Raw genomic sequence first — 14,738 nt, 5'->3', positions numbered from 1 at the left:
TGAAACCCGGACCACGAAGGGGGGAGACCTTGCACCACAACGGTCTGCGTACCGCCATCCTCCTGGGAGGTCTGTCCGCGTTCATCATCGTGATGGGCGCGTGGCTGGGGGGTGGCACCGGCCTGCAGATCGCGCTCGTGCTGGCCCTGCTGAGCAACGGCGTCGCCTACTTCTTCTCCGACCGCATCGCGCTGTCGGCCATGCGGGCCAGGCCGGTCAGCGAGGTGGAGCACCCCACGCTCTACCGGATCGTCCGCGAGCTCTCCACCGAGGCGCGCCAGCCGATGCCGCGGCTGTACATCTCCCCGACGGTCCAGCCCAACGCCTTCGCGACCGGCCGCAGCCCGCGGAAGGCCGCCGTGTGCGTCACGTACGGCCTGACCCAGCTGCTCGACGAGTCCGAGCTGCGCGGCGTGATCGGGCACGAGCTGTCTCACGTGTACAACCGGGACATCCTCGTCTCCTCCGTGGCCGGTGCGCTGGCCACGATGATCACGTGGCTCAGCTACGTCGCCGTCTTCTTCGGCGGTTCCGACGACGACGAGGGGCCCGGGTTCGTGGGCGCGCTGCTGATGATGATCCTCGGGCCCGTGGCGGCCGGGATGGTCCAGATGGCGATCTCCCGCACCAGAGAGTTCCAGGCCGACGAGTCCGGCGCGCGGCTCACGGGCGACCCGCTGGCCCTGGCCTCGGCCCTTCGCAAGATCGAGATGGGTGCGCGCAGGCTGCCGCTTCCCGAGAACAGCCGCCTCACGTCGGCGTCCCACATGATGATCGCGAACCCGTTCAGCGGATCCGGCTTCGGCCGCCTCTTCTCGACGCATCCGCCCACGTCGGAGCGGGTGGCGAGGCTGGAGCGCATGGCCGGCTACCGCCGCTGACCTACCTTCCCGGCCAGGACGGTGTGCGGGGGACGCCTCCGTGCCGAATGCGCCGGGGCCTCCGAAATCGACCGAGAGCCCCGAACGGGGCTCACCCGTCACCTTGCCCTTCAGCGGTCCTGCTGTGGCGATCAGGGCCTTCCGGCGACGTCAGGGCTGCCCGGGCTCTCCGGCCGCAGCGATCCTCCTCAGGATGGCCGGCAGGTCCTCCGGGAAGAAGGTCTCCTCGGTGTTCTCGAGCTCCTCCGTGCTCCACCACCGATGCCCGGTCGTCGTCTCCTTCTCGATCTGCTCCATGTGCTCGAACGACACGGCGGTGTCGTGCACCCGGATCGCGAAGAAGGTCTGGTCCTGCGTGATCGCATAATCGGACCAGCAGAACTCGATCGTGCTCGTCCCGTACGGCCCGGTGAACTCCGCCACCTCCCGCTGGATCCCGACCTCCTCGTACAGCTCGCGCGCGGCTGCCTGCCGAAGCTCCTCCCCGGCCTCCGCCGCGCCCCCGATGGTGAACCAGAACGGTTTGTCCGGCAGTTGCGGATCAAAGCCGTGCAGCAGCAGCACTCGGTCTTTCGCATCAAGGGGCAGGACGCGTGCCGTGAAGCGGCGCAGGGGGATCTTCGTCACGATTGTCGAGCCTACGATGCCGGATTCGCCCGTTCCATCCAGAATGCAGGCCCGAGGCACAAGAAGGCGCGTACGCCGCCATGTGCCCCGGATGCCGACCTGTTAGCGGTAGTTCACGAATTGCAGAGCGATGTCGAGATCCTTGCCCTTGAGCAGAGAAATGACGTCCTGCAGATCGTCCTTCTTCTTCGAGCTGACCCGCAGCTCCTCGCCCTGGATCTGCGCCTTGATGCCCTTGGGACCCTCGTCGCGGATCAGCTTGGAGATCTTCTTGGCGTTCTCCTGGTCGATGCCCTCCTTGAGGGTGACCAGCATGCGGTATTCCTTGCCCGACAGCCTGGGCTCGCCCGCGTCGAGGATCTTCAGCGAGAGCCCGCGCTTGACCACCTTGTCCTTGAACGCGTCGAGTGCGGCATTGGCGCGCTCCTCGCTGTTCGCCTTGATCTCGATGTTGTCACCGGTCCAGCTGATGCTCGCCCCGGTGCCCTTGAAGTCGAAGCGGTGTCCGATCTCCTTGGCCGTCTGGTTCAGCGCGTTGTCGACCTCCTGGCGGTCGATCTTGCTGACGATATCGAAAGATGAATCGGCCAAAACACCCATCCTCTCGGCTGTGAAAGCGTTATTAGGGATCCCGCCTCTCCGCCGTACGCGAAACCGCTCCGTCGTACGCCGAATGCGCGGACCCAGCGAACGAGCCTAGCCAGCATCGGCGCGCCGTGCAGTCCACGTGGGCGCGAGGCGGCTTGATGCCGGGCTCTTGGCGACGGATCATGCCTGTGGGCCCACATTTCGCAGTTTCCGATCGTATTGGTAGGGATCATGCGAGTCATCGGAGCCGGCTTCGGCCGTACCGGAACCTTGTCCACGAAGACCGCGCTGGAACGTCTGGGCTTCGGCCCATGTCACCACATGACGGAGGTGCTCCAGAATCCCGTCCACATCCGACGCTGGCTGGACCTCGCCGAAGGCCGTCCGGTCACCTGGGAAACCCTCATGTCGGGGTACGACTCCTGCGTCGACTGGCCGGCCGCCGCGTACTGGCGCGAACTCGCCCACCACTACACCGACGCCAAGGTCATCCTCACCGTCCGCGACCCCGAACGCTGGCTGGCCAGCATGAACGCCACCATCTTCAAACAGTCGGCCCGCGCCCGCACCTGGTCGGGCCGGACGATGGCCACACTCTCCCGCCTCCTCGACACGGACTTCGCGGCATTCATCCGGATGACCCGGCTGGTCGTGAGCGAGCGCGTCTTCGGCGGCGGCATCCCCGACACCGAACTCGCTCTCAAGATCTTCACCGAACACGTGGAGGAGGTCAAAGCCACCATCCCCCAGGACCGCCTGCTGGTGTTCGAAGTCGCCCAGGGCTGGCAGCCACTGTGCGACTTCCTCGGCGTGCCCGTCCCGGACGAACCCTTCCCCAGAACCAACGACGCGGCAGGCTTCGACCAGCACGCACGCGGGATGGGGCGCCTGCTGTTCCGGCGCAGCCGGTGACCACGATCCGGCTGGGGACAAACTGGTGTCACGTACACCTCGGAAGTCCGCTATTCTTCTGTCTGTCGCCGCGAGAGCGGATGGCACGGCAGGTTGCCCGAGTGGCCAAAGGGAGCGGTCTGTAAAACCGTCGGCTCAGCCTACGCAAGTTCGAACCTTGCACCTGCCACCAGCAGTAGCTGCAGGTCAGAGGCCCTTCGGGGCCTCTTCTGCGTTTCAGGGGTATGCAGTCGTAGGCAGCTCTGAGCGGCCGTTTGTCGCTGGTCACGGGATATACGCGGGATGGATCCGGCGGCGCTTCCCCAGGTCGGCGCCCATGATCCGGGATGTGTGCGGGATGATGCGCCCTACAACGCCGAAGGGCCCCGGAGGGAAGCCGGAGCCCTTCGAATGGTGCCACGGGTGATCTCATGCGGTCAGTACGTCCGCAATCCGCTGGTTGACGATCTCCTCCGGGCCATCGATGCACTTGGCGTAGACACGCAGCAGCACATCCACCCCGTGGCCAGCACGGGCCGCCACTTCTGGAGCCGGTACGCCACCGTTTAGCCAGAGCGAGACGGCCGCGTGCCGGAGGTCGTACGGTCGGCGGGCGAGTGGTAAGGCGACCTGGGCGGGTGTGAGCGCGAGGGTGCGGGCTTCCTGCCAGACCTCGGTGTAGGCCGTTGAGGCGACCACGCCGCCGCGCTCACTGCGGAACAGCCGTCCGTCAGGGGCGATGCTGAACTCTGCGATGTGTTGCCGAAGGATCTTGACCAGTTCCGGCGGGATCGGGATGCGGCGGACGTCATCCTGGCCCCGATGCTTGAGACCGCGTAGTTCGTGAGCGTCACCGGTGTCGGTCCATCGGCGGTTCACCTCGGGGCGCGAGCCGTCGAGAGTGAGTCGTCCCCAGCCTTGCGGTGGGAGGTGGCAGTCCTGCTCGCGGAGACTGACGGCCTCGCCAGGCCGGAGTGCGGCGAAGTACATGCAGGCGAACATGGCCATCAACCGCTGCCCTCGGCCCTTTCCGCCGCGCTGGCGCTTGCCGATGTAGGTGAGTGCCACGAGAAGTTCGCGGGCCTGGCCAGGGTTGACCACAACCCGCGGGTCCACTGTTTCGGTGGTCTTCGGGAGCTTCCACTTGATGCGGTGCAGCGGGTTGGACGGCAGCTCTTCCAGCTCCACGGCGTACTCAAAGACGTGGTGCAGGATGGCGCGCTTCCGCTTGATTGTGTTGGCGCCGGCCTTCTTGCCGTCGAGGCGCAGCGTGAGCGCATCGAGGGCAGGGCGGACGGCCTTGGTCTCGTTGAGGGCTTCCATGGTGAGAGAGGCTGCCTCCAGCCAGCGCACGGCCCACGCTATGTCGGCCGGCATCGTGGGCCGCTTGTCTTCGGGCAGGAGAACGTACTGACGCAGGGCAGTGCGGAGGATGGCAGCGTCCGGCCGCCCTGCCTTGTCTGTGGTCAGTGCCGGGAGAGCCGTCGCCAGGGCGTCGGACATGCTGTCACGGCTCTTGGCAGCCGCGTGCGGCCAACGGGCCTCGACATATGCCTTCACGAAGTCGAGGACGGTCCGCGCGTCCTTGGCTTTGATCATCGACTCGGGAAGACCGGTCTCCAGGTCGAATGCGTCACCGCGTCTTGCAGCCTGCCGCAGGTCGGTCAGGAAGCTCTCGCCGAGGGCCTTGGTCTTGTAGGTCTTGGACTTCTCCCGGCCGCCGACCTTCCAGCGCACCTCATAGGAGGGTGCTTGCTGGACTTGTTCCGGCGGATCTCCCAGAACTTCACGTCGTACGAGGTCGTCATGCTGCGCTCCGGAGGGATTCGAGCCAGGCGTCGAGGTCGCTGCGGTAGATGCGGAGTTCGCCGTTGGGCAGGCGGATGCCCTTCGGTGCCTTGCCGATCTCGCGCCAGCGGTAGAACGTGCGGCGGGAGACTCCGCCGAGTTCGTCGAGGACTTGGGCGACGGTGAGGAGTTCATTTCGCCTGCTCTTGCCGCCCTCCCTGTCTCCTCAGTTGCCGAAGATCTGATCCGACTGCTCTGGCTTCAAGCGGCGGCGCGGCGCGCCGCCGTACCCCCGGCCCTCCGCCCGCCCGCCGTCCGGGCGTGCGGCCTGGGGGCCGGTCCCGAACGGCGGCGGGACGCCGGGCCGGGCGCCGCACGCCGGCCCCGGCCGTACGGACCGAACCTTCAGCACGGGTTGCCGCGCCACCGCCCATGGCTCACACTCTCGACCGGAAAACGGTTTGCCGGAGCAGCGGTCCACCTCAAGGATCACCGCATGAGCGATGAACTGGCCGGATTAGACGACCTCGTCATCCAGGGGCAAACGATCAGAGGCATCAAGCTCATCAAGGACACCTTTGAATGCACTCTTCACGAAGCCCTCGACTTCTACGTAGACCGGTATCGCAAGCTGCGCCGGACGCGTCCCGATGACTTCACTGAGAGTCACGAGGAGTACTGGGAGGGCTTCTACTCCTGATTAACCCAGGCCTCCGGCGGGGGCGCTCCGACTCCGGAATGATCGCCATACGGTGAACCAGGACCGTAAGTGGCTGGCGTGGAAGCCTGATCATCCCGCCCGCCATCGACCCGGGACAAGCCGAGCAGACCAGGGCCACGGGTCAAGGGTCGTTCGTCCGATGGGGCGCTCCACCCTTGACCCGTGGCCCTGGCCCGCTTCCCCTTCGAGCGGGACGACGGCAGACGGGATGATCAGGCAGGTGGAGGTGTGTGCGAGCTGCGCAGCTCCGCAGCTTCCGCGATCCTTCCGGCACGCACGCGGAGCTCCTCATCGGTTGGTTGCGTATCCCGTACGGCTTCCCAGTCATCGATGAGGATCACGAGTTCGGTGATCTCCGGCGAATAGCCGCACCTCGCCATTAGCTCAGTGATCAGAAAATCGGCTCCGGGTGAGATAGGTAGTGTGCCGTCCCGCATGGCCAGCGAGATATCGCGGGCGGTAGCCCATGGCTCTTGGCGGGGGTCTATGGGAGGCATTCCGCACTCGGACAATACCTGACGGATCAAGGGCTCGATCTCGGACATGGAGCCGATGGATAGAGCGTATCCGGCCAGCTCAAGGGGGGTCGGTGTGTCGACTCCGGCTCCGATCAGCTCGCAGGCAATCCAGCCCGCATCGGTGACAGAGCCGACAAGCTGCCCGCGTAGCAGGTCGCCTCGAAGCGTGGCCAGTTGGTCACGCAATTCTGCCGGGAGCTTCATGAGCCCATTATCAGGGCGTGCCAGCTGCCTCACTGCGTGATCGACTTGCCGTGCAATATGTGGGAAATGATCTCTGTAGCCAAGCGCGTGTGCAGGAGTCGCGTAGCAGGTCGAGACATAGGTCGAGCGTTAGTCGCGACGCCCTGTAAAGCCGTGGGTACCTGGGATAGTGGCGAACCGGTCAGCCATGAGAATCGAGACCATGTACGCCATAATCTTCGCTCCCGGCGTATCTATGGTTCATTCCGCGAGGTCGTTGCCGACGGCAGGCCATGACTACCGCTCCACTTTCGACCAGACGGTCCTTCGTTCTCCTCGTTGCTCAAGCGTCCCGCTCCGTGCCCGCCCTTGGGCTGGCAGTTACGAGGAGCACATGGGCGCAAGGGGGCAGGGCGCGCATGATGACCACCGTAGGTTGTATTCGTGATCGACAGACTATTTGTGGCCACCAGGTGAGGAGGGGCATCAGTGATCGGCAGGGAAGGGGTCCGGCTCGGTGTGCAGGCTGCGCGTCGACTGGCGGAGTTGGCATGCTGTGAAATCGAGGAAGGGCTTCCCGAGGCGGAATTAGCGCGGATTGAGCAGGACTACGGGTTCGAGTTCGCCGATGATCATCGGGCTTTCCTGGCGGCTGGGCTGCCGGTGCGTCAGCCTTGGGAGGAAGGGCAGACGTGGGAGAATCCTTGGCCTGATTGGCGGAACGGTGATCCCGAGGCTCTGCGGAAGCACGTCGCCTGGCCTGTCGATTGTCTCTTGTGGGACGTCGAGCACGGCCACTGGCGATCGAGTTGGGGCGAGCGGCCGAGCGATCCGTTGGAAGCCGTCGAAACGGCCCGGTTCCGGCTGGCGGACACACCCCGAATGGCCCCGCTCTATGCGCACCGGTTCCTTCCGGCCGGCCGCGGGACTTACGGGCATCCCGTCCTGTCCATGCGGGGTTGGGACATCATCTACTACGGCACGGACCTGGCCGACTACATCAACCAGGAGTTCCAGGAACCACGCCCGGGACGCGGCGAGGAATGGCAGCCGCATGCCACGGTCCCGTTCTGGCGGGACTATCTCTGAGTACAGGTCACCACGCCGAAGCACGATCAAGATCCGGGATATACACGGGATGATGCAGCAGACGGATGCCACCGCCAAAGCTATATTCCCAGCTCAGCGGCTCGTCGAAGCCTGGATCTTCGGCCCGCTGTAGAACCGTCGGCTCAGCCTACGCAAGTTCGAACCTTGCACCTGCGGGGCGGGAAGAGGCCCGTCGCCAGCGGAAACGCGGTGGCGGGCCTCTCGCGTTGTGCCCGGCCGTCCACGAGTGGCGCTGGCTCTCTATGGTTGATCGTTCCCTCTGCATTCCCTAGCGATCATGGGTGGTGGACCGCTGCGCTCGAGATGTGTCTGCGGCGACACTGGCTCCCATAGTGCGCGCGTCCACCTCAGGACGGAGCGTCACAGAGCTCTCCGGAAGGAACCAAGCACCCTGGGACGGCAATGCAGCTACTTCGGCAGCACTCTTGCCGCCCTCTACGCGCTGGCATTGGGCGCGTGCTACTGCGCCCGGCCCTCTGCGTGATGAACGAATCGTCGGCACCGAACCGGCCAAGCTCGACGCCACCGGCTACCGGCCACTACGTTGCTTCGAACGCGTCGTGACCTCGTCCTTGTGATGACCTGAGCATGGCGGCCAGAGGCACGCTCTCGCTCGTGGGTGCCCCGCGATGGAACCGGGCTATTCCGTGCCAATGTTCCTGCAACGGTCCCGAAGCCCAAAAGGACGAAATCGAGATCACCATCTGTGTGTCGATTTCCGAAGTCGCCTGCACGGGTGACCGAAGTCTCGTGCACAACAAGGCGACGGTCGGGAGGTAAGACCTCGCCATCACGGAGATAATCACGAGCCATGTGATCACGGCCCGGGCAGGATGCTCCTGTGAACTCTGTCCTGTGCGGCCTCGCTACCAATCCAGCCCTTCTGCCCGATCTGGTCGACCGGCTGATCGTGGTTGCCGACGAGGACATCGCCGTGAGTCTGGCCGAGCGGGAGGACCTCACTCACGCGCAGGCGGTCGCGCTGGTCTCCCGCGTCGAACAGAGCGCTGGACGGCTCGCAGAGCGGGGGCTGCTGACGGCTGATGACGTCGATCCTGGAGCACAGCCGTTCGCCGCCCTGGCCCTGCTCTCGGAGGGCGCCGGTCGCCCGGCCTGGGCGCGCCTGCTGGCGGCGGAGCCGATCACCGAACGCCGGGAACGGTTGGCCGCCTGTCCTGGTCTCCCTGCCGAGGCGCAGGAGATCCTCGCCGTCGATCCGGAGGTACGGGTTGTCGCGGAGCTGGCGTTGCAGGCGACTGCGGACATGGCGGCCCGGCTCGCGGCGCATCCCCATGCCGAGGTCCGCTGCGCGGTGGCCGGCAACGAGGCGGCGCCGCCGGCGGTGCTGGCCGCGCTGGTCACCGGCGAGGGGCTGCCGCCGGCGCGGCGGTGTCTGGTCTGTGACCGGGAGGAGACGCCGTTCTACCACGATCCGGATTGCCCCCGGCTCGACTGCGACCTGCCGCCAGCCGCCGCCTGCGACGGCTCTCATCATGAGTCCACCGTTCACCAGACGCGCGTGAATGCCCTGTGGAACCCGGCCACGCCCGCCGCGGCCGTCGTCGGCTTTGCCGACCATCCTTCGATGTTGCTGCGCTGGCCACTGGCGGTCCGCCCCGATCTGCCTGCGGCAGTCTACGAACGTCTCGCTGCCAGCCCGGAACCCGGTGTCCGCGCCGCCCTGGCCGCCAATCCCGCGATCGGCGACGACCTGATCCGCGCGCTGGCCGCCGACGCCGACCCCGACGTGCGGCGCGGCCTCGCCTTCAACCCGCGAGTGCCGCTCGAGGTGCTCACCCGCCTGGCCGACGACACAAAGATCGGTTCCACCCTGCTGCCGAGGATCGCCACCGCCTCGCGTGCCGAGATCGAGGAGCTGGCCGCCTGGCCACATCCGGTCATGCGGATGTTGCTGGCCGAACGACGTGACCTGCCGCCTGAGATCCGCGATGGGCTGGCTGCCGATCTCGATGCCAAGGTGGTCAAGTCCATCGCTCCGCACCCGGGCCTGTCCGACGCGCGGCTGCATGCCATGGTGCAGCGGCACGGGGTACGGGTCATGGCCAAAGTGGCGAAGAACCCGGAGGCCTCACCGGAGTTGCTGGAGGACCTGGCTCGGCACGGGCCGCCGGTGCGCAAGGCACTGCGGGAGATCGCCCGGCACCCCAACGCGACGGCTCCGGCGCTGTTGGTCTGCTTATTGGATCGGCAGGCCAGACCCCTCGCCGCCGGTCACCGGGCCCTGCCGCCCCAGGCCATCGTCGAGCTGCTCACCGATGACGACTGGCAGGTGTTGAAAGCCGCGGCCGCCAATCCGGCCCTGCCGCCCGAGGTGATGACGATGCTGGTGCCCTGAGCAAAGGCCCCGTCCGGCCATATGGAGCCTCCGAGATACCGGCGCCGGTCGAGCAGCCCTGTGTACAGGACAGGTACGGCCTACCTGTCCGCGGGTTTCCGGGTTCGTCTGTGCGAGCAGCTGGTGCTGGTCGATGACCTCGCGCCGGAAGATCTTTTCGGGTTCCGTAGCGGCGCCTGGGGAGTGTGGCCGTGCTGGCCTCATCACCGGGAGGTGAGGGTTGGGGGGGCGCTGAGGCCGTCTGAGGGCCGTGCGGCGTTCGGGGCCGGGGTGCGTGCGTCCAGACGGTCCTGTTCGGCGCTCGACCGTGCCGATCCTGTCGGGGCGGTGAAGGCGGACGCAGATCGGGCCTGGCTGGTCGAGAGGATGCGCGGCCGCACCGAATGACCGTCCGGCAAACTCCCACCCCTTGCGTCCCGTCGAGGCCTTCGGCGGCGGCCACTTGCGCGAGCTGCGTGATCTGGTGGCTGATGCTCGCGTCTCTACTGCGGGTCGAGTACGCGCGTCATCCAGATCGAGTTGCCGTGTTCGACGTCCTCGTCGATGCGGTCGCTTCGGTGGAAGCCGAGTTTCTCAAGGACGCGGAACGAGGGTGTGTTCCACTCCCGCACAGTGGCCCAGAGGCGGCGACGCCCTGTTCGAATCGCGGCTTCCAAGACCGCACGGGCGGCTTCTGTCGCATAACCATGGCCGTGAGCTCGTTGTGCCAGCTCGTACGCGATCTCGGGTTCGTCGAACGATCCCTGGCCGACGGTCAATCCGCAATACCCGATGAACTCACCGGTGTCGCGCAGCTCTATGGCCAGCAACCCGAGCCCAGGAGCCGCCGTCAGCGGATTGTCAACGAGCCACCCGCGGACGTCCTCGATCGTCGGCCGTCCCTCGGCATCGATCCGCCGGGCCGCCGGCACTCGCGGGTCCCGCTCGAACCACAACCCGCGGAACTGCTCTGCATCCGACGGCACCCACCGTCGCAACCGCAGCCGCTCGGTCACCAGCTCCGCCGGAAAGTCCTCATATGTCCTCATCTCGACCAACCTAACCCATCTGCCGGCGGCTGGCCGGTCACCCATGATCCCGATCTCTACAAGCAGCGCAACACGGCCGAACGCTGCATCAACCGGATCAGACAGCGGCGTGGGCTGGCTTTCCGGTTCGACAAGACGCCCGACAGCTATCTGGTCGGCCTGTGCCTACGCGGGGCCGTCCGATGGATTCGAAGCCTCTCGTCAGGCTAGAGATCCAAACTCCCTTTACAGGCTCCGGAGCGGGAGGTATCCGCTGGAGGCGGTCTTGTTGGGGTGATGTGTTCGTGGGACAGTTCGCGGTGTGGACGCGTATCGCCGATCTGGCTGGTACAGAGCCGGTCGGGCGCTTATTCTGATCAGCTTGGGCTGGGGTGCTGCTGGCTTCTTCTTCGTATTCGCTGTCAACGACGGGCGCGTGTGGCCGAATGCCTACAGATTCCTGTTCGTCTACGTCAGCCTTCAAATGCTTGGGCTGCTGTGTGCATGTGCCGGTCGGACGCGGCACCGGGCGTGGCGCAAATCCGTTAGCCGGTCATCGGAGAGCGAAGCGGGCGGCGCTGACCGGAAGGAGGCCGGAGGCGCCGCGTAGCCGTCGGCTCTGTCGGAAGCTGCCGTCGGGCTCTCCCGGGGCAGCCAGCCTGAGGCAACCTGGTGAGAGCGTCAGTCAGTGACGGGGACGGCATTGTCGATGAAGTCGCGAAATGCTTCCGACAGCTCACCGAGGTTCAGGGGCCCACATGCTCCTTCGAAGCGGATCCCGTCGCTCCAGACATGTATCCAGTCGTCCTCGGTGCATTCCACCCTTGAGGGGTCCAGCAAAGCCCCCGTAACTGGGCTTTTGATCTTCAGTGGGTCTCGTTCTGGGGTGTTCAGAGCGCCGAGCGTGGCCGGCCGTTGGGCTGCTGGCGCCCTTCGCCATGCTGGCGGTCGTCCTCATCCAACCGGACTATGACTCCTGGGTGCCTGATGGGAATCTCTCGCTCTACCTCTCCATCGCGGTCCCTGCGGTGACCGGCTTCATGCTCACGGCCCTGCTCTGTGCTCTGCTCTTGTCGAAGGCCAAGGGCTCTCCAGGAGTGGACGCAGCGTAGAGCACGTGTAGAAGGCCGGCCGCCGTGTTCGCCGTCCCCGACGCCCCTGCGGTCACGGGCTCCTCAGAAGGCAGGGCCAGGCTTGTCCGGCCGTGTCTGTCCGGTTGGTGTGTCGCAGAACTCCTGCTTGACGAGGGCGTCCACGAGCGTCAGGAAGTCCTTCGCCGAACCTCTGGTGGCCGAGTCCAGCCAGGTCACCGAGGCGGTCAGGGTCTTGCTGCCGTCGGGCGAGCTGTACATCAGCGCGCCGTAGCCGTGCGGCGGGCTGCCGTTGTGCTGGTAGACGGTGCCGCAGCCGGGGCCCAGGTCCTGCGCCCAGATGCCGAGGCCGTAGTCCTGCCTGGGGATGGACGTGGGGATCGTCGTGCGCATCTCGGCCAGCAGCGGGGCGGGCAGGAGCTTGCCGCCGTTCAGCGCGGAGAAGAACGTGGCCAGGTCCTGGGTGGTGGAGATCAGGTCACCGGCGCCGGTCAGCAGGGACAGGTTCTGGTGGGAGAGGTCGATCACGCGGTCCTTGTACTGGTAGTAGCCGTGGGTGTGCGGGCCGGGCAGTGCCGTCGTGCGGTTGCCCGCGGCGAGGGTGCCCCGCAGTCCGAGCGGGCCGGTGATGCGCCGCTTCAGCTCGGTGGCGTAGGGGTGGCCGGTGACGTTCTCGATCAGCAGCAGCGCCACGGTGTAGTTGGTGTTGGAGTAGCTCCATTGCGTCCCGGGTTCGAAGCGCGGCTTCTTGGACAGCGCCAGACGTACCAGTTCTTCGGGCTCGTAGCTGTTGAACCGGTTGGGCACCCATTCGTCTCCGTTGGCGGGGATCCCCGGTTCGTCCATCGTCCCGTCGGGGTTGTACTCGCCGGTGTAGTTGACGATCCCGCTGGTGTGCCGCAGCAGCATCCGTACGGTGATCCGCTCGTCCAGCCCGTAGCCGGGCAGGTAGTCGGCGGCGGGACTGTCCAGCCCGATCCTGCCCTCGGCCACCAGTTGCAGCACCATGGTCGCGGTGAAGGTCTTGGTGATGCTGCCCGCCCAGAAGCTCCCGTCGGCCGGGGGCTTGGCGGCCGAGCCCAGCTTGCGCACCCCGGCGCCGGCGGCCCAGTCGCCCTGCTGATCGCGCACGCGTAGCTGGATCCCGGTGAAGCCGGCGTCGACGAAGGCGTTCATCGCCTTGCGCAACTCCGGGCGATCCTGCGCGCTGGAGGCGGCCACGGCGGGGGCGGCGGCCATGGCGGCCATGGCGGGGGTGGCGGCTCCCGCCAGCACCGCCGTGGCGAGCGCCGCGACGGCCGTGCGCCGGCTGATCGTCGTGTTCATGATGTCCTCGTCTCTGGGGGCTTGGTCGCTGTTGTCAGTTCGCGGGCCGGCCGTCGCCGAACACCTCGGCGATGAGCCGCTGTGTCGCCTGCTGGAAGGCCGCCGCCTTGGACAGGGCGGCGTCGTCCACGTAGGTCACGGAGGCCGTCATCGTCTTGCGGCCGTCGGGCGTGCTGTACATCAGGGCCGCGGAGCCGGCCATGCCGCCGTTGTGGTGGTAGACGGTGCCGCCGTTCTCGCCCAGGTCCTGCTCGAAGATCCCCAGGCCGTAGCCGATCTTCGGGTCCGGCTTGCGCATCTCGGTCAGCAGTTCGGCGGGCAGCAGCCGGCCGCCGTTCAGCGCGGAGAAGAACGTGTGCAGGTCCTGGGTGGTCGAGATCATGTCGCCGCCGGCGGAGATCCAGGAAGGATTCTGGCTGGTGACGTCCACCGTGTGCTCCTGGCCGCCGTCCTCGTACCGGTAGTAGCTGTGGGCGTGCGGTCCGGTGATCTCCGTCGAGGTGCCCGGCGCCTCGGTGCCCGTCAGTCCCAGCGGGCCCAGGATCAGCCGCCGCAGTTCCTCGGCGAACGAGCGGCCCGTGACCCGCTCGATCAGTAGCCTGGCCAGCACGTAGTTGGTGTTGGAGTAGCTCCAGTCCGTGCCCGGCTCGAAGCGCGCCGGCTTGGACAGCGCCAGCCGGACCAGCTCCTCGGGCTGGTGGGTGTGGAACCGGCCGTCCACCCATTCCTTGCCCGACCACGCGATTCCCGGCGCGAACGTCCCGTCCTCGTAGTACTCGCCGGTGTGGTTGAAGATCCCGCTGGTGTGCTGCAGCAGCATCCGTACGGTGATCCGGCCGTCCAGCGCGAACTCGGGCAGGTAGCCGTCCACCGGGCTGTCCAGTCCGATCCTGCCCTCGGCCACGAGCTGCAGCACCACGGTCGCGACGAACGTCTTGGTGGAGCTGCCGACCCGGAACCGTCCGTCCGCCGGCGGCTTCTCCGGCGAGCCCAGCTCGCGCACCCCGGCGGTGCCGACCCACTCGCCGCGCTCGTCGTTCACCCGCAGTTGCATTCCGGTGGCCACCCCGGAATCGACGTACGCCTGCATGGCCTCCTGCAGTTCCGGGCGATCCTGCCCGGCCACGGTGCTCGCCGCGCTCACCTCGGGCGTGGCCGGGGCGGTGTCGAGGGCTGCGCTGATCTTGCGGGCCATCTCGGTCATGGTGGGGCTGGGCCTCCCGTGGGTGGCCGCTTCGACGGCGACCAGGACGGTGCGGCGGAAGTTGTCGGCCTCGGCCGGTGCCGACTTCGCGAGCAGGCTCATGGAGGCGTTCAGGGCAGGCAGCACCTGGTCGGCGAGTTCGGCCACGGTCCTGCCGTACTTCACGCCCTTGGGCGCCTTGGCCAGCACGTGCCCGACCAGGCCGGTCGCGGACGTCAGGGCGACGGAGCCCTCGGCGGCGGCCTTGTGGGCCGAGCCGGCGGCACCGGCGGCGGACATCAGCGAGACGGCGCCCCAGGCGGCGGTGCGCAGGGTGAGCTGGTCCTGGTCGGTGAGGGCGATGGGCATGGCGGTGCTCCTTCGGGTTGCTTCTGGCTTGTCGTTGACGAGGCCCGTTGGCGACGACAGGAACGCTACGGCTGTTGCCACAGTCTTGGCAAGTAGTTG

The 14,738-nt window shown here is 66.9% G+C and carries 12 protein-coding genes, 1 tRNA gene and 1 pseudogene; 6 read left to right on the top strand and 8 right to left on the bottom strand.

From position 1 onward, the window contains the following. Positions 1 to 29: 29 nt before the first annotated feature. Positions 30 to 881, top strand: coding sequence for a zinc metalloprotease HtpX (gene htpX, locus ACWEJ6_RS21615; protein ID WP_358289996.1), 852 nt, complete (start codon positions 30 to 32; stop codon positions 879 to 881). 150 nt (positions 882 to 1,031) lie between these two features. Here htpX and ACWEJ6_RS21610 read toward each other — a convergent pair whose 3' ends face one another. Next, a complete protein-coding gene (locus tag ACWEJ6_RS21610; RefSeq protein ID WP_452425694.1) occupies positions 1,032 to 1,508 on the bottom strand; it encodes an NUDIX hydrolase in 477 nt (158 codons plus the stop codon). A 102-nt stretch (positions 1,509 to 1,610) separates the two neighbouring features. Further along, on the bottom strand, positions 1,611 to 2,108 hold the full coding sequence (locus ACWEJ6_RS21605) for a YajQ family cyclic di-GMP-binding protein (protein WP_352322494.1): 498 nt from the start codon (positions 2,106 to 2,108) through the stop codon (positions 1,611 to 1,613). A 219-nt stretch (positions 2,109 to 2,327) separates the two neighbouring features. On the opposite strand from ACWEJ6_RS21605, the gene ACWEJ6_RS21600 reads away from it, so the two are divergent. Both ACWEJ6_RS21600 and ACWEJ6_RS21595 read left to right on the top strand, forming a co-directional pair. Beyond that, complete coding sequence (locus ACWEJ6_RS21600) at positions 2,328 to 3,008, top strand: sulfotransferase family protein (RefSeq protein WP_397154440.1); 681 nt, start codon at positions 2,328 to 2,330, stop codon at positions 3,006 to 3,008. A gap of 87 nt (positions 3,009 to 3,095) precedes the next feature. Next, positions 3,096 to 3,180 (top strand) — tRNA-Tyr (locus tag ACWEJ6_RS21595). Between the two features lie 236 nt (positions 3,181 to 3,416). On the opposite strand, the gene ACWEJ6_RS21590 is transcribed toward ACWEJ6_RS21595, so the two are convergent. Together ACWEJ6_RS21590 and ACWEJ6_RS21585 are read right to left on the bottom strand one after the other, a co-directional pair. Then, positions 3,417 to 4,724, bottom strand: a complete 1,308-nt coding sequence (locus ACWEJ6_RS21590) for a tyrosine-type recombinase/integrase (protein WP_452425692.1) — start codon at positions 4,722 to 4,724, stop codon at positions 3,417 to 3,419. 67 nt (positions 4,725 to 4,791) lie between these two features. Continuing rightward, positions 4,792 to 4,977: pseudogene (locus tag ACWEJ6_RS21585) on the bottom strand (helix-turn-helix transcriptional regulator); the annotation flags it as partial. Between the two features lie 294 nt (positions 4,978 to 5,271). Between ACWEJ6_RS21585 and ACWEJ6_RS21580 the strand changes: the two are divergent. Continuing rightward, positions 5,272 to 5,475: a hypothetical protein gene (locus ACWEJ6_RS21580; protein ID WP_452425690.1), complete on the top strand. Its 204-nt coding sequence runs from the start codon at positions 5,272 to 5,274 to the stop codon at positions 5,473 to 5,475. Between the two features lie 233 nt (positions 5,476 to 5,708). On the opposite strand, the gene ACWEJ6_RS21575 is transcribed toward ACWEJ6_RS21580, so the two are convergent. Then, positions 5,709 to 6,218 carry a hypothetical protein gene (locus tag ACWEJ6_RS21575; protein WP_452425688.1) on the bottom strand — a complete coding sequence of 170 codons (510 nt, stop codon included), beginning with the start codon at positions 6,216 to 6,218 and terminating at the stop codon, positions 5,709 to 5,711. A 468-nt stretch (positions 6,219 to 6,686) separates the two neighbouring features. Between ACWEJ6_RS21575 and ACWEJ6_RS21570 the strand changes: the two genes are divergently transcribed. Next, the gene (locus ACWEJ6_RS21570) at positions 6,687 to 7,286 is read left to right on the top strand and encodes a hypothetical protein (RefSeq protein WP_452425686.1); all 600 of its coding nucleotides are present in this window, start codon (positions 6,687 to 6,689) and stop codon (positions 7,284 to 7,286) included. Between the two features lie 862 nt (positions 7,287 to 8,148). Continuing rightward, on the top strand, positions 8,149 to 9,663 hold the full coding sequence (locus ACWEJ6_RS21565) for a hypothetical protein (RefSeq protein WP_452425684.1): 1,515 nt from the start codon (positions 8,149 to 8,151) through the stop codon (positions 9,661 to 9,663). A gap of 482 nt (positions 9,664 to 10,145) precedes the next feature. On the opposite strand, the gene ACWEJ6_RS21560 is transcribed toward ACWEJ6_RS21565, so the two are convergent. The 3 genes from ACWEJ6_RS21560 to ACWEJ6_RS21550 form a co-directional block, all read right to left on the bottom strand. Further along, complete coding sequence (locus ACWEJ6_RS21560; RefSeq protein WP_452425682.1) at positions 10,146 to 10,691, bottom strand: GNAT family N-acetyltransferase; 546 nt, start codon at positions 10,689 to 10,691, stop codon at positions 10,146 to 10,148. 1,154 nt (positions 10,692 to 11,845) lie between these two features. After that, positions 11,846 to 13,087: a serine hydrolase domain-containing protein gene (locus ACWEJ6_RS21555; protein WP_452425680.1), complete on the bottom strand. Its 1,242-nt coding sequence runs from the start codon at positions 13,085 to 13,087 to the stop codon at positions 11,846 to 11,848. Between the two features lie 34 nt (positions 13,088 to 13,121). Further along, a complete protein-coding gene (locus tag ACWEJ6_RS21550; RefSeq protein WP_452425678.1) occupies positions 13,122 to 14,639 on the bottom strand; it encodes a serine hydrolase domain-containing protein in 1,518 nt (505 codons plus the stop codon). Positions 14,640 to 14,738 lie beyond the last annotated feature (99 nt).

This window comes from Nonomuraea sp. NPDC004702, assembly GCF_053601695.1.
The sequence above is the reverse complement of the archived record's forward strand: the minus strand, read 5'-3'. Positions and strand labels throughout refer to the sequence as shown.

Coding starts and splice junctions, on each gene's coding strand:
- ACWEJ6_RS21605 (WP_352322494.1), bottom strand. CDS start 2,108: ATGGGTGTTTTGGCCGATTCATCTTTCGATATCGTCAGCAAGATCGAC.
- ACWEJ6_RS21600 (WP_397154440.1), top strand. CDS start 2,328: ATGCGAGTCATCGGAGCCGGCTTCGGCCGTACCGGAACCTTGTCCACG.
- ACWEJ6_RS21580 (WP_452425690.1), top strand. CDS start 5,272: ATGAGCGATGAACTGGCCGGATTAGACGACCTCGTCATCCAGGGGCAA.
- ACWEJ6_RS21575 (WP_452425688.1), bottom strand. CDS start 6,218: ATGAAGCTCCCGGCAGAATTGCGTGACCAACTGGCCACGCTTCGAGGC.
- ACWEJ6_RS21560 (WP_452425682.1), bottom strand. CDS start 10,691: ATGAGGACATATGAGGACTTTCCGGCGGAGCTGGTGACCGAGCGGCTG.
- ACWEJ6_RS21555 (WP_452425680.1), bottom strand. CDS start 13,087: ATGAACACGACGATCAGCCGGCGCACGGCCGTCGCGGCGCTCGCCACG.
- ACWEJ6_RS21550 (WP_452425678.1), bottom strand. CDS start 14,639: ATGCCCATCGCCCTCACCGACCAGGACCAGCTCACCCTGCGCACCGCC.